General features: G+C 71.3%; 11 protein-coding genes. 4 read left to right on the top strand and 7 right to left on the bottom strand.

Going from position 1 to position 13,466, the window contains the following annotated elements:
* The first annotated feature begins 51 nt into the window (after positions 1–51).
* The gene (locus ACWCRD_RS39835; protein WP_450970558.1) at positions 52–954 is read left to right on the top strand and encodes an SAM-dependent methyltransferase; all 903 of its coding nucleotides are present in this window, start codon (positions 52–54) and stop codon (positions 952–954) included.
* A gap of 121 nt (positions 955–1,075) precedes the next feature.
* Positions 1,076–2,302 (top strand): aminotransferase-like domain-containing protein, encoded by a 1,227-nt coding sequence (locus ACWCRD_RS39830; RefSeq protein ID WP_450970557.1) that lies wholly within the window; start codon positions 1,076–1,078, stop codon positions 2,300–2,302.
* 192 nt (positions 2,303–2,494) lie between these two features.
* On the opposite strand, the gene ACWCRD_RS39825 is transcribed toward ACWCRD_RS39830, so the two are convergent.
* From ACWCRD_RS39825 to ACWCRD_RS39810, 4 genes are all read right to left on the bottom strand, one after another.
* On the bottom strand, positions 2,495–3,268 hold the full coding sequence (locus ACWCRD_RS39825) for a DUF4253 domain-containing protein (protein WP_450970556.1): 774 nt from the start codon (positions 3,266–3,268) through the stop codon (positions 2,495–2,497).
* A gap of 36 nt (positions 3,269–3,304) precedes the next feature.
* Positions 3,305–3,394, bottom strand: coding sequence for a DUF397 domain-containing protein (locus ACWCRD_RS39820; protein WP_450970581.1), 90 nt, complete (start codon positions 3,392–3,394; stop codon positions 3,305–3,307).
* A 179-nt stretch (positions 3,395–3,573) separates the two neighbouring features.
* The gene (locus ACWCRD_RS39815) at positions 3,574–4,386 is read right to left on the bottom strand and encodes a helix-turn-helix domain-containing protein (RefSeq protein WP_450970555.1); all 813 of its coding nucleotides are present in this window, start codon (positions 4,384–4,386) and stop codon (positions 3,574–3,576) included.
* Positions 4,383–5,168, bottom strand: coding sequence for a peptidoglycan-binding protein (locus ACWCRD_RS39810; protein ID WP_450970554.1), 786 nt, complete (start codon positions 5,166–5,168; stop codon positions 4,383–4,385). The genes ACWCRD_RS39815 and ACWCRD_RS39810 overlap by 4 nt, the downstream gene beginning before the upstream one ends.
* A gap of 325 nt (positions 5,169–5,493) precedes the next feature.
* Here ACWCRD_RS39810 and ACWCRD_RS39805 point away from each other — a divergent pair, with 325 nt between their 5' ends.
* The gene (locus tag ACWCRD_RS39805) at positions 5,494–5,877 is read left to right on the top strand and encodes a peptidase inhibitor family I36 protein (RefSeq protein WP_450970553.1); all 384 of its coding nucleotides are present in this window, start codon (positions 5,494–5,496) and stop codon (positions 5,875–5,877) included.
* 73 nt (positions 5,878–5,950) lie between these two features.
* On the opposite strand, the gene argS is transcribed toward ACWCRD_RS39805, so the two are convergent.
* Positions 5,951–7,714 carry an arginine--tRNA ligase gene (gene argS / locus ACWCRD_RS39800; protein ID WP_450970552.1) on the bottom strand — a complete coding sequence of 588 codons (1,764 nt, stop codon included), beginning with the start codon at positions 7,712–7,714 and terminating at the stop codon, positions 5,951–5,953.
* Positions 7,715–7,818: 104 nt separating this feature from the next.
* On the bottom strand, positions 7,819–10,149 hold the full coding sequence (locus tag ACWCRD_RS39795) for a hypothetical protein (RefSeq protein WP_450970551.1): 2,331 nt from the start codon (positions 10,147–10,149) through the stop codon (positions 7,819–7,821).
* Between the two features lie 166 nt (positions 10,150–10,315).
* Here ACWCRD_RS39795 and lysS point away from each other — a divergent pair, with 166 nt between their 5' ends.
* The gene (gene lysS, locus ACWCRD_RS39790) at positions 10,316–12,061 is read left to right on the top strand and encodes a lysine--tRNA ligase (protein WP_450970550.1); all 1,746 of its coding nucleotides are present in this window, start codon (positions 10,316–10,318) and stop codon (positions 12,059–12,061) included.
* A 57-nt stretch (positions 12,062–12,118) separates the two neighbouring features.
* On the opposite strand, the gene ACWCRD_RS39785 is transcribed toward lysS, so the two are convergent.
* Positions 12,119–13,405 (bottom strand): DUF2637 domain-containing protein, encoded by a 1,287-nt coding sequence (locus ACWCRD_RS39785; protein ID WP_450970549.1) that lies wholly within the window; start codon positions 13,403–13,405, stop codon positions 12,119–12,121.
* Between the last annotated feature and the right edge of the window lie 61 nt (positions 13,406–13,466).

Below are 13,466 nucleotides of genomic sequence, written 5' to 3'. Positions count from 1 at the left end.
GTCCGGTCCTTGTCTCTTGAACGACCGCCCCGACTCTCCAGGGAGACGCCCATGCCCGGTGACGCCCTCAGCCAGGATCCCGCCGAGCTGAGAAGGAGGATCGACACCACCAAGGCACACCCGGCCCGCGTCTACGACGTCTTCCTGGGCGGCAAGGACAACTACCCGGTGGACCGGGCGGCGGCCGCCGCCGCGCTCACCGCCAACCCGCGCGGCTACCTCGACGTACGGCACAACCGCGACTTCCTGCGCCGCGCGGTGAGCACGCTGGCGGGTCAGGACGGCATCAGCCAGTTCCTCGACATCGGCACCGGTCTGCCCACCGCGGACAACGTCCACCAGATCGCGCAGCGGATCATCCCCGACGCGCGGGTCGTGTACGTCGACAACGACCCCGTGGTGCTGGCCCACGCGCGTGCCCTGCTCACCAGCGGGCCCGACGGCCGTACCGACTACATCGACGCCGACTTCAGGAACCCGGCGCAGATCCTGGAGCAGGCCGCGAAGACCCTCGACTTCGACCGGCCGGTCGCGCTGTGCCTGGTCGCGCTCCTGCACTTCGTCGAGGACGAGGAGGCGTATCCGATCGTGCGTGAACTCGTCGACGCGCTGCCGTCCGGCAGCCGGCTCGTGCTCAGCCATCTCACCGAGGACCTCAATCCCGAGAACATCCGCGCGGTCCAGCGGACCTACACCGAGCGGGGCTTCACCTTCGTGCTGCGCTCCCGGGCGGAGGTCGAGCGCTTCTTCACACAGAGCGCACTGCAGCCGGCGGACCCGGGCGTGGTCCCCGTGCACCACTGGCGCGCCGACCACGCCGCTCCGGTCCCGGAGCAGCCGGAGGCCTCCTACCTGGCGGCGCTCGACGACATCGAGAAGGTGCGGTACGCCGACATCAACGACGTCACGGACGCCGACATCAACGTGTACGCGGCGATCGGCGACAAGGCCTGAGGGGACGGTCGAAGGCCGAAGGGGCGGTCCGTCCGTATCGCGGAAACCTGCTTGTAGACAGCACGTACATCCCTAGGCTGCGGTCACGAGCCGCCGTCACCGCAGCCGAAGGAGCCGCGCCATGACCGTCGCACCCGCCTTTGCCCCCGTCCCGCCGCTCGCCGCGCGGGCCCGGTCGATCGGCGGTTCGCCGGTACGGGACATCCTCGCCGTCACGGCCCGCCCCGAGGTGATCAACTTCGCGGGCGGGCTGCCGGCGCCGGAACTGTTCGACGCGCAGGGGGTCGCGGAGGCCTTCGGTTCGGTGCTCGCCGGGGCGTCCGCGCAGGCCCTGCAGTACTCCACGACCGAGGGCGAACCGGCGCTGCGGGGCGCGCTCGCCGCTCGGACGGCGGCCCGTGGGCTGCCCACGGACGCCGACGACATCCTCGTCACCACGGGCTCGCAGCAGGCGCTGTCCCTGCTGGCCACGGCGCTGCTGGAGCCCGGGGACGTCGTCCTCGTCGAAAGCCCCTGTTATCTCGCGGCACTTCAGGTCTTCGCGTTCGCGGGCGCGCGGGTGGTGGCCGTGCCCGGAGACGGCGACGGCGTCGACACCGACGCCCTGGAGGAACTGGTGGTGCGGGAGCGGCCCAAGCTGCTGTACACCGTGCCGACGTTCCAGAACCCGACCGGCCGCACCGTGCCGGCCGACCGCCGGGCCGCCGTCGCGGCCGTGGCCGCCCGCCGCGGGCTGTGGATCGTCGAGGACGACCCCTACGGCGAACTCCGCTTCGAGGGCGAGCGGGTGCCGTGGATCGCCTCCTACGAGGAGGCGGCGGACCGGACCGTGCTGCTCGGCTCCTTCTCCAAGGTCATGGCCCCGGGCCTCAGGCTCGGCTGGCTGCGGGCGCCCAGGGAGCTGCGGCGCGCCTGTGTCGTCGCCAAGCAGGCCGCCGACCTGCACACCCCGACCCTCAACCAGCTCGCGGCGGCACGGTACCTGGCGGACCGTGACCTGGACGCCCATGTGGCGCGGGTCGCGGCCGTCTACCGCGAGCGCCGGGACGCCATGCTCGCCGGACTGGCCGAGGCGCTTCCCGAGGGCTCGGTCTGGGCCCGGCCCGAGGGCGGCATGTTCCTGTGGGCCCGCCTCCCCGAGCCGTACGACACCACCGCGCTGCTGCCGCAGGTGGTGCGGCACAACGTGGCGTACGTCCCCGGCGCACCCTTCTACGCCGGCGACCCCGACCGCTCGACCCTGCGGCTGTGCTTTGTGACCCAGACGCCGGAAGAGATCCGCGAGGGGCTCAGAAGGCTGGGGGAGGGGCTGCGGGGCCAGGGCCTCCCGTTTGGATCACGCCCGTAACGCGGGCGGGAATGTGACGTTATTGAGAACGGTAGAAACGTCACATTTCGTACACGGAGGTCTCCCATGGTTCTCGCTGCTCTGCTCACCGGTGCGGCTCTCCTCCTTCACCACGCTCTCGGCGTCTGAAGACAGCCACTGCGCCGCGGCCGAGACCGGTGCGCCCACCACCGGGCCGGCCGCGGCGGACCGTCAGTCCCACCAGAAGTGCCACACCGGCTGGTCGAGGAGCTGGTGTTCGGCGTACGCGGCCAGGGTGGTGTCCGCGCCCTGCAGCAGGTTGTCCGGGCAGAACGCGAAGTGCTCGGCGGCGACGGCCTCCGCCTCGGCGAGGGTGGCGGGCGGCGCGGCCACGGACACCGTCAGCTGATCGAACCCGAGCGCCACGACCCGTATGCCGAAGCGGTCCTCCCAGGAGCGCAGTACCGCGCAGAGCCGGGCCACGTCGTTCTCGTGGTTCGCGGGACCCATCCAGCCGATCGCCGCGGGTATGTCGGCGCTGCGGCGGGCGGGGACCAGGGCGAGGCGGGGGTCCTTGAGGGGGCCGCCGCTGCCTGCGAGGACGGCGTCCACGAGGGTGGAGGCGGCGGCGTCGGGGTCGGCGGTGGTGCTCAAGGCGGGCGCGAGTCCGGGCCACTCGTCGCCGTCCGCCGCGCACTCCTCCCAGTACTCCGCGAGCACGTCCTCCGGGTCGTGGTCCCCGGGGTACGACATCTCGCCGGGCGCCAGCTCCCACTGCTCCGGCCCCCCGAAGTCACCGCCGACCTCGACGAGCAGGGGAAGCAGACCGGCCCCCGGTGCGGTGCGCTGCAGCGCGTCCCAGGCGCCGGGCGCGGGCTGCTCGTCCGCGACCCAGAGAAGGGGTTCGTGCCAAGGTCCCTCGACGGTCTCGTCTACCAGCCGACCAGGCGGGAGGCCCAGGCCGAGGGCGGACAGACGGGGGAGCGGGTTGGGAAGAGTCGCCATGCCAGTGACTGTAGGGCCAGCCACTGACAACGCCGGTCAGACGGCGGCGGCGAGGAAGGCGGACCAAGCTGCGGTGCCGAGTTGGACGGTGGGGCCTTCGGAGTTCTTGGAGTCACGGACGTGGATGGCGTGGGGGCAGGGGGCGACTTCGACGCACTGGCCGCCCTCACTGCGCTCAGTGACAAGTGGGGTGTGGAAGCGCGCGAACCAGGCAAGATCGTGTGGTGCGAGTTCGCTTTGCCGCTACGGTCAGCCGTGCCGTGATCCGGAAGGTCACACGCCGACGCCCGTGGGGACGAAGGCCATCACCGCGAAACGGAGGTGAAGCACTCCTCCCCACGGCCCGTCGCCGGACGGAAACAGGTACGGAGCACGGTTCCCGGACGGGTCACCGTCATCGGCGTGTAGACGAAGCTGTCCGCGTCGACGGTGTTCTCGACCTCGGCGCCGCGGACCCGGCCGCCCGCTGTCACCTCGAGGCGGTCGCCGATCCGGGTGCCCCACATCCGGGCCCAGCTCGTCCCGCACTCCTTGCTGGAGCGCACTTCCAGCCAGGCCCCGGTGGCCGTGTGACGTGTGGCGAGGGTGTCCGGTCTGGCGGCGCAGAACATGGCCATCGGGTTCTTGCCCTCGCAGGACGAAGCCCGGCAGTGCGGACCGGGAGTGGAGGTGGTCGCGGCGGTCGGCCGGGGTTCGTGGCCCTGGCGGGGCAGCAGGAGCAGCGCGACCGCCACGCCGCCGACGGCCATCGCACACACCGACGCGAGCACCGCCACGGTTGCCGCCCGCCGGTGACCGCCGCCCTTCGCCGCCTCCACCGGATCCGGAGGCGGCACGGGATCCGCGACCGGCGACGACGCTCGCGCCGCCTGCGTCGCCCGCCCGCTCCACTGCGACTCCGCGATCTCCCACAGCGCCAGACACCGGCCGTCCGGTTCCCCGGCCAGCCGGCACAGTTCCTGCACCGCCGTGCGCGGCGGCAGTGTCCTGCCGTTGAGGTAGCGCTCCCAGGACGACTTGCTGAACGCCGTCTTCGCCGCGAGAGCCGCCAGGCTCAGACCCGTACGGGCTCTCAACTCCCGCAGCGCGGCGGCCAGCCGGACCAGTTCCGGGTTCATCCCCGCAGGGCCTTCCAGGTGTGCGGGCCGACGACACCGTCCACGTCGAGCCGCGCCTGCTTCTGGAATGCCTTCACCGCGCCCTGCGTCAGCGGGCCGAACATGCCGTCGATACCGCCCGGCGAGATACCCGCCCGGCGCAGCAGACACTGCACCTCGGCCACGGCCGGCCCGGAGTCGCCGTACCCCACCGTGGCGTTCCCCGTACGGCTGTTGCCCGCGTACCAGCGGCCGTCGACCTGCTTCACACGGCAGATGTACGACGGTGCCGACACCCCCGCGGTCAAGGTGACCGTGGTCGTCGTCCGCTCCGTCGCGCCGCCGCCGTGGCCCGTCAGCCGCATGGTCACCAGCACCGCCGACGACACGGCCAGCACCAGGGCCACGACCCCCGCGACGAGCGCGACGCGCAACGACCGCGGGCCCCCGCCGCCGGGCCCCGCCGACAGGATCTCCGGCTCCGGTCCGGCGGTCTCACCGACTGCCGTCTCCGGTACGGCAGTTCCGCCGGGCGGGTTCCCCCAGGCCTCGGCGGCGACTTCGTGCAGGGCGAGCAGCCGGGTCGGGTCGTCGCCGCCGATCCGGGCCAGCGCCTCCACGGCCTCCCGCGGCGGCAGCGAACGGCCGCCCAGATACCGCTCCCACGACTTCGGGCTGTACCCCGTCCGCGCAGCCAGCTGACGCACGCTCAGCCCGCTGTGGTCCTTCAGCCGGCGTAGACGCACCAGTAACTGCCGTACACGCGGATCGAGTTCTGCGGGCAGCGCTTTCCAACGCGACATGGTGTGGTCCCCCCACGCGTTCATGAACAGCGGCCGTGGTCAGTGGCCCCTGTACCCCGTGCCGCATTGTGCACCAGCAACCCCGGGACCGCACCGGAACCTGCGCCCTGCACCCATACGCAATCGGCCACTAGCGGGCCGCCGGCAGCCTGCCGACAGCCGTCCCGCCGCGCCGTCGCCCCACCGTACGTCCCCGCAGGTCAACGCATGGGACGTCCCGCGAGGGCGTCAGTTCCGCGGCACGTGTGGCTGTCCCCGCTCCCGCCCAGCAGTCTCGTCGTCGAGCCGGCCGGTGCGGTCGGCCCGTCTACGAGGGGATGACAGCATGCGCTTGACCAGGAAGTTCGCGGCCGTGGCCGGTGGCATCGTGCTGACCGGTGGCCTGCTGGTCGGCGGCGCGGGGGCCGCCAGTGCGACCCAGGCCGCGCCGCAGGCGGCGTCGGACTGCCCGTCGGGCTGGTTCTGCGTCTGGTCCGGGCAGAACTACACCGGCCACATGCAGAAGGTCGCGGGGACGAACGCGTCCCTGACCCAGTACTCGGTCTTCCAGGACTTCCAGTCCTGGTACAACCACGGCAGCTCCTGTGACTTCGTGTGGTACTCGGCGACGAACTACGGCGGATCCAGCGGCGTCATCCCGAGGGGATACAAGACGTACGACAGCGGCCACCACTACATCAAGTCCAACAAGTGGACCAACTGCAGCTGACCGGCCGCCCGAACGCGCCACGGCCCGTCCTCCCGGCGCGGGAGGACGGGCCGTGCGCCTGTCCGGCAGTGCCTCAGAGCCGCTCGGGCGTCCTGATCCCCAGCAGCGCCATGCCCTGGTGCAGGGTGCGGGCCGTCAGGTCGCACAGGAACAGACGGTTCTCCACCTGCTCCGGCGTCTCGGCCTTCAGCACCGGGCACTTGTCGTAGAACGACGTGTACAGCGAGGCCAGCTGGTACAGGTACGCGGCCAGCTTGTGCGGCGCGTACTCCGCGGCCGCCTCGAAGACCGTGTCCCCGAACGCGTCCAGGTGCAGACCGAGCGCCCGCTCCGCCGCGGCGAGCTCCAGTTCCGGGTGCGCGGCCGGCTTCGTCTCGCCGGCCTTGCGCAGGATCGACTGGATACGGGCGTACGCGTACTGCAGATACACCGACGTGTCGCCGTTCAGCGACACCATCTGGTCCAGGTCGAACTTGTAGTCCCGGTTGGGGGAAGTGGACAGGTCGGCGTACTTCACCGCGCCGATGCCCACCTGCGCGGCTCGCTCCTGGATCTCGTCCTCGGTGAGGTCCTGCGCCTTCTCCCGGACCACCTCGGCGGCCCGCTGCACCGCCTCGTCCAGCAGGTCCTCGAGCCGTACGGTCTCGCCCTCACGCGTCTTGAACGGCTTGCCGTCCGCGCCCAGCACCGTGCCGTAGCCCATGTTGTGCGCGGTGACGCCGTCGTTCAGCCAGCCGGCCCGCCGGGCCGTCTCGAAGACCATCTTGAAGTGCAGCGACTGGCGCACGTCCACGACGTACAGCAGCGTCGTCGCGTGCAGGTCCTGGACGCGGTTGCGGATCGCCGTCAGGTCGGAGGCCGCGTAGCCGAAACCGCCGTCGGCCTTCTGCACGATCAGCGGGACCGGCTTGTCGTCCTTGCCCCGGATCTCGTCGAAGAACACGACGAGCGCGCCCTCGGAACGCACCGCGACGCCCATCTCCTCCAGGAGGCGGGCCGTCTCGGGCATGCCCTCGTTGTACGCGGACTCACCGACGATCTCCTCGTCACGGATCACCATGTCCAGCTTCTCGAAGACCGAGTAGAAGTAGACCTTCGACTCGTCCACGAACTGCTGCCAGAGCTCGAGGGTCTCCTTGTCACCGGACTGCAGGGCCACGACCCGCTTCCGGGCGCGCTCCTTGAACTCCTCGTCCGCGTCGAAGACCGCGCGCGAGGCCTTGTACACCCGGTTCAGGTTCGACATGGCCTGCTCGCCGTCGACGTCCTCGGCCGGGGCCAGCTCGCCAGGGTGCTCGAACAGGTACTGGATGAGCATGCCGAACTGGGTGCCCCAGTCGCCGATGTGGTGCCGGCCGATCGTCCGCTCGCCGGTGAAGTCGAGCATGCCGCGCAGCGCGGCACCGATGACCGCCGAGCGCAGATGGCCGACGTGCATCTCCTTCGCCACGTTCGGCTGCGCGTAGTCGACGACCGTGACGCCCGGGTGCTCCTTCAGCGGCACACCGAGCCGGTCGCCGTCGGCGGCACGCGCCGCGAGCGTCTCGGTGATCGCCCGGTCCGAGATCGTGATGTTGAGGAAGCCGGGCCCGGAGACCTCGACGTCCTTGATCAGCCCCTCACCGGTGACGACGTGGGAGACGACCTGCGTCGCCAGCTCCCGCGGGTTCGCCTTCGCCTTCTTCGCCAGCGCCAGGATGCCGTTGGCCTGGAAGTCGGCCCGGTCACTGCGTCGCAGCAGCGGGTCCGCGCCCGCACCGGCCTCGGGGAGGGCGGTGACCAGGGCGTCGGCGAGATGCTGGTGGACGGAGGACGTGAGGGACGTGACCGAGGCCATGGAGTGGATGCCGTTCCGCTCGTAGGAGTACGAAAACGCCTCCAGTGTCCCACGGGGGCGGACGGGCGGTCGCCCGCATTTACCGCCCGCCCCCGGGCGGCGCGTCAGGCCGTGGGCGCCAGCGCCACGGCCGCGAGGGCCGGGGCGGACTCGGTGCCGTCCGCGTACACGGCGGTCACGCGGTAGTAGGCGGCGGTGCCGGACGGCGGGCTCTCGTCGCGGTACGTGTGGTACGCGTCCGAGTTCGGGTTCGGCAGCGTCCCCTCGGCGATCCGCTCGTAGGAGCCCGTGGCGCGGTCCCAGCGGTAGACCCGGTAGCCGGTGGCACCGTCGACGGAGTCCCAGTTCAGGACGGCGTCACCGGCGTTCTCCACCACGTCCAGGCCGGTCACCGGGGAGCCCGGCGCGGTCGGCTCGGCGGGCCGGGTGTCCTGCTCGGTCGCGAAGACGGTGACGGCCTCCGTGTAATTGTTCGAGCCGTCCACCGCGCGCAGCTCCCAGCAGCGCTCCTCGCCGTCCGGCAGCCCCGAGGTGTCCTCGAAGGACGTGGCCCCGCCCGCGGACAGCGTGGTGCCGCCCCCGCAGGTGCGCACCCCGTCGACCGTCTCGGGAGTGCCCGTGCGCAGCCAGTAGGCCCGCACGTCGGCGGCGGTCGAGGCGTCCCACCGCAGGGTCGTGCCCCACGGCTGCGGCGTGGCGGTGAAACCGGACGGCACGGGCGGCGCCACGGTGTCCACGTACTGCACGGCCTTGAAGTCGGTCGAGGTCACGCCGTTCGCGGCCACGGCGAGCGCCGTGATGTACCGGTCGGTCGAGCCGCCGAAGTCGGTGAGGACGCAGCGGTACTCGACGTACAGATCGGTACGGAAGATCTCCTCCGGTGCGCAGGCGCGCAGGGTGGTGCGGACCGTGGAGGCGCTGCTGCCGGAGTAGACCCGGAAGCCGCCGCTGTGGTCGTTGTCCGCCGCGACCCGGAAGCGCAGCTCCGGCCGGCCGTTCGCGTCCGGCCCCAGATGGACGGGCAGGGCGGGCGCCACCTGGCGCCGGGAGGCGATCGTCACCGGTGCGGAGCGGTGACCGGCCGCGTCGACGGCGTACACCGTGTAGGTGCGGGTGACGCCCGGCCGCGCCGTCGTGTCGTCGTACGCGGCGGCCGCGGCGGTGCCCAGGAGGACCGGCTCCGCGCCGCCGTCCGCGCCGTAGACCTGCCAGCGCACGGCGTCGTCCGCCGGCGCGGTCCAGGTCAGCGCGACCTTGTCGGTGTCCGCCTTCGCCGCGAGCCCCCGCACCGCGCCCGGCGCCGACACGTCCGGCGTGGTCACCGCGACCGGCGTGGAGCGCGCCGAGGTGTTCCCCGCGGCGTCGGTGGCCGTGGCCGCGTAGTAGTACGTCCGCTTCTCGGCGGCTGTCTCGTCGAACAGGTACTGCTCATCCGGCGTCTGCCGCAGGTCCATGGCGGCGACCTTGGTGAAAGGGCCCGCCGCCGCCGTGGCGCGCCACAGCGTGAAGACGGGGCCGTCGGACGGCTGTACCTGGCCCAGCCAGACGTTCACGCGCGGGATCGGCGTGCCCTCGCCGCCTTCGTGGCTGCCGGTCACCGACACCGAGACGTCGGAGGCGCGCACGTCCGGGACCGCCGGTGCCGTCCGGTCCGGAGTGCTGACGTACGGGCCGCACGCGGTGGCGCCGTAGTTCGTCCACTTGTCGACGGCCTGGACGCAGAACCGGTACTTCTGGCCGTCCTTCGGCGGGGTGTACGCGGCGGTGGTGCCGGTGGTCGTCCAGGAGGCCACGCCGGACGCGGGGGTCTCCACCCGCACCCGGTACTGGGATATGTCCAGCTCCCGGTTCTTCTTCCAGCCGGCGCTCGCCTTGCCGGTCGCCGCGTCGTACGTGGTGGTGATGCCCGTCGGGGCCAGCGGCGGCTTGCTGTCGGAGGAGGCGGGCCAGGTGAACCTCACCCGGGACAGGCCCGTCCAGTTCACGTGGTCGACGCGCACGGTGTGGCTGCCCGAGCCGATGCAGAACGTGCCCGGGACGCTGTTGCCGGAGTCACCGGTGTCGGTCCACTTGTTCACCTTCCGCACCCCGTCCACGTACAGCCGCAGGCCGTCCGTGCCGGACAGACGGTAGGTGAAACAACCGCCCGAACCGAAGTCGCGGGTCAGCGACCAGCGGACACCGAAACGGTTCGTGGGCATCCCGGAGAACGGAGCGCCCGACCAGGACTGGTCGATCGTGGTGTCGCAGTCCGTCTTCTTCGGCGTGCCGGAGAACGAGGTGTTCGTGTAGAAGGTGCGCTTGAACGTGGTGTCGCCGCAGGTCGTGGCCGCCTCGGCGGCGGGCGCCGCGAGGAGGACGCAGGCCGTCGGCAAGGTCATCGCGAGTCCGGCCGCCCCCACGCGCAGCCCGGCCCGGAATCTGTCTGTGATCACGAAAAGAGGACCACCGTGGGGCCTCTGGGGTTGTGCGGCGACCCAATCCGTTTCCGGCAGGGACAGGCGCGGGTGACAATGGGGGCGGGTCCCGTCGGCGCAGGCGCACCGGCACGGCCCCGAGGACGTGTCTGAACGGCGTAGCAGAACAAACAGAAAGAAGGACGTGCCGATCGTGGCTCAGAGCACCGAGACCGCCGACTGGGTCTCCCGTTTCGCGGATGACGTCATCGAGGAGTCGGAGCGCCGGGCCCCCGGCAAACCTGTCGTCGTCGCGTCCGGGCTGTCCCCCTCCGGCCCGATCCACCTCGGCAACCTCCGCGAGGTCATGACCCCGCACCTCGTCGCCGACGAGATCCGGCGCCGCGGACACCAGGTCCGCCACCTCATCTCCTGGGACGACTACGACCGCTACCGCAAGGTGCCGGCCGGTGTTGCCGGCGTCGACGAGACCTGGGCCGAGCACATCGGCAAGCCGCTGACGTCCGTGCCCGCGCCCAAGGGGTCCACGCACCCCAACTGGGCCGAGCACTTCAAGGCCGCCATGATCGAGTCGCTCACCGAGCTGGGCGTCGAGTTCGACGGGATCAGCCAGACCGCGCAGTACACCTCCGGCGTGTACCGCGAGCAGATCCTGCACGCCGTCGCACACCGCGCGGAGATCGACGCGATCCTCGACCAGTACCGCACCAAGAAGGCCCCGGCCAAGCCCAAGCAGCAGCAGAAGCCCGTCGACGAGGCCGAACTGGAGGCCGAGGAGGGCTCCGGAGCCGCGAGCGAGGACGACGGCTCGTCCGGCTCCGCCGGCTACTTCCCGTACAAGCCCTACTGCGGCAACTGCGAGAAGGACCTGACGACGGTCACCTCGTACGACGACGAGACGACCGAGCTGACCTACGCCTGCACCGCCTGCGGCTTCTCCGAGACCGTCCGGCTGAACGAGTTCAACCGCGGCAAGCTCGTCTGGAAGGTCGACTGGCCCATGCGCTGGGCATACGAGGGCGTGATCTTCGAGCCGAGCGGCGTCGACCACTCCTCCCCGGGATCGAGCTTCCAGGTCGGCGGGCAGATCGTCGGGATCTTCGGCGGCAAGCAGCCCATCGGGCCGATGTACGCCTTCGTCGGCATCAGCGGCATGGCCAAGATGTCCTCCTCGCGCGGCGGCGTGCCCACCCCCGGCGACGCCCTGAAGATCATGGAACCGCAGCTGCTGCGCTGGCTGTACGCCCGCCGCCGGCCCAACCAGTCCTTCAAGATCGCCTTCGACCAGGAGATCCAGCGCCTCTACGACGAGTGGGACAAGCTCGACGCGAAGGTCGCCGACGGCTCCGCCCTCCCGGCGGACGTCGCGGCCCACTCGCGCGCCGTGCGCACCGCGGGCGGCGAACTGCCCAGGACCCCGCGCCCGCTGCCGTACCGCACCCTGGCCTCCGTCGCCGACATCACCGCCGGACACGAGGACCAGGCCCTGCGGATCCTGAGCGAACTGGACCCCGCCAACCCGCTCGGCTCCCTCGACGAGGCCCGCCCGCGCTACGACAAGGCCGAGGCCTGGATCAACACGCACGTACCCGCCGATCAGCGGACCATCGTGCGCGACGAACCCGACGCCGAACTGCTCAAGTCCCTCGACGAGGCCTCCCAGCAGTCCCTGCGGCTGCTGACCGACGGCCTCGCCGACCACTGGTCGCTCGACGGGCTCACCCACCTCGTCTACGGCGTACCGAAGGTGCAGGCCGGATTCCCCGCGGACGCCACGCCCAAGGAACTCCCGCCGGAGATCAAGACCGCCCAGCGGACCTTCTTCGCCCTGCTGTACCACCTGCTGGTCGGCCGCGACACGGGTCCGCGACTGCCCACGCTGCTGCTGGCGGTGGGGCAGGAGCGGGTGCGGGCCCTGCTCGGGGAGTGACGCCATGAGAAAGCGCCCGGTGCCGCACGGCACCGGGCGCTTTCTCATGCGACACGCCTATGCGATGTGCTCTTCCGCCAGCTCCGCGTTGAGCCGGTTGGAGAAGCGATTCACCATCTGCTCGGCCTCACGCTGCGGGAGCGTGACGTTGTACGTCGCCTCCACGTCGGCGATGAACCCGCGGGGGGTCGGCGCCCCGTTCCCGCTCTTTATCGACTCACGGAAGACCTGGTAGTACGCGTCCTCGTCCGGCTCCGGCGGGCCACCGCCCTCGCCCAGCTCACGCGTGCGACCCGGGCCGGCCGGGATCGGGAAGCTGCCCGTCTCCTCCGGGGACGGCTCCTCGTACACCGGCTGCTCCGGGAACTGCTCCTGCCGGAACTCCTCCTGCCGGAACTGCTCCTGCTGATACTGCTCGGCCTGCTGCTGCTCCGCGAACCACTGGGCGTACTGCTCCGGGTCGTACGTCGGGTCGTAGTCGCCGTGGTACTCGACCTGCTGGGGGTGCCGGGCATGCAGCCACTGGCTCACCTCCGGCAGCTGCGGCTCCGGAACCTGCCGCAGCTGCTCCACCGGCTGCGGAGCGGGCGCCGCCACCGCGGGGCGGCTCTCCACCGGCCGGGCGATCTCCGGCGCCGGCGGCAGCAGGGCCGGCTCGATGCCCGCCGCCGCCAGCCCCTCCGGGGCCGTCTGCGCCAGCGGAACGCCGTACCGCGCCAGCCTGAGCGGCATCAGGGACTCCACCGGAGCCTTCCGCCGCCACGCCCGGCCGAAGCGCGAACGCAACCGGGCCTGATAGACGAGCCGCTCCTGCTCCAGCTTGATCACCTGCTCGTAGGAGCGCAGCTCCCACAGCTTCATCCGACGCCACAGCAGGAACGTCGGAACCGGCGAGAGCATCCATCGCGTCAGACGGACACCCTCCATGTGCTTGTCCGCCGTGATGTCCGCGATACGGCCGATGGCATGGCGGGCGGCCTCGACCGCCACCACGAACAACACCGGGATGACGGCGTGCATCCCCACACCGAGCGGGTCCGGCCAGGCCGCCGCACCGTTGAACGCGATCGTCGCCGCCGTCAGCAGCCACGCCGTCTGACGCAGCAGCGGGAAGGGGATGCGGATCCACGTCAGCAGAAGATCCAGGGCCAGCAGGACACAGATACCCGCGTCGATGCCGATCGGGAAGACATACGAGAAGTTCCCGAAACCCTTCTTGATGGCCAACTCACGGACCGCCGCATACGAACCGGCGAAGCCGATGCCGGCGATGATCACGGCGCCGGAAACGACCACGCCGATGAGAACGCGGTGCATCCGAGTCAGCTGCAGTGGCGCGGCCACCCGTACTCCCCTCCCATTGCGTGCTGTTGCGCGCAACAGAGTGGCACATGTGTACGCCGAA

The sequence above is a fragment of the Streptomyces sp. NPDC002092 genome, from assembly GCF_053593775.1.
The sequence above is the reverse complement of the archived record's forward strand: the minus strand, read 5'-3'. Positions and strand labels throughout refer to the sequence as shown.

Excerpts from the sequence above, each read along its gene's own strand:
- ACWCRD_RS39830 (WP_450970557.1), top strand. The coding sequence starts at position 1,076 with ATGACCGTCGCACCCGCCTTTGCCCCCGTCCCGCCGCTCGCCGCGCGG.
- ACWCRD_RS39815 (WP_450970555.1), bottom strand. The coding sequence starts at position 4,386 with ATGAACCCGGAACTGGTCCGGCTGGCCGCCGCGCTGCGGGAGTTGAGA.
- argS (WP_450970552.1), bottom strand. The coding sequence starts at position 7,714 with ATGGCCTCGGTCACGTCCCTCACGTCCTCCGTCCACCAGCATCTCGCC.
- ACWCRD_RS39805 (WP_450970553.1), top strand. The coding sequence starts at position 5,494 with ATGCGCTTGACCAGGAAGTTCGCGGCCGTGGCCGGTGGCATCGTGCTG.
- ACWCRD_RS39810 (WP_450970554.1), bottom strand. The coding sequence starts at position 5,168 with ATGTCGCGTTGGAAAGCGCTGCCCGCAGAACTCGATCCGCGTGTACGG.
- ACWCRD_RS39835 (WP_450970558.1), top strand. The coding sequence starts at position 52 with ATGCCCGGTGACGCCCTCAGCCAGGATCCCGCCGAGCTGAGAAGGAGG.
- ACWCRD_RS39825 (WP_450970556.1), bottom strand. The coding sequence starts at position 3,268 with ATGGCGACTCTTCCCAACCCGCTCCCCCGTCTGTCCGCCCTCGGCCTG.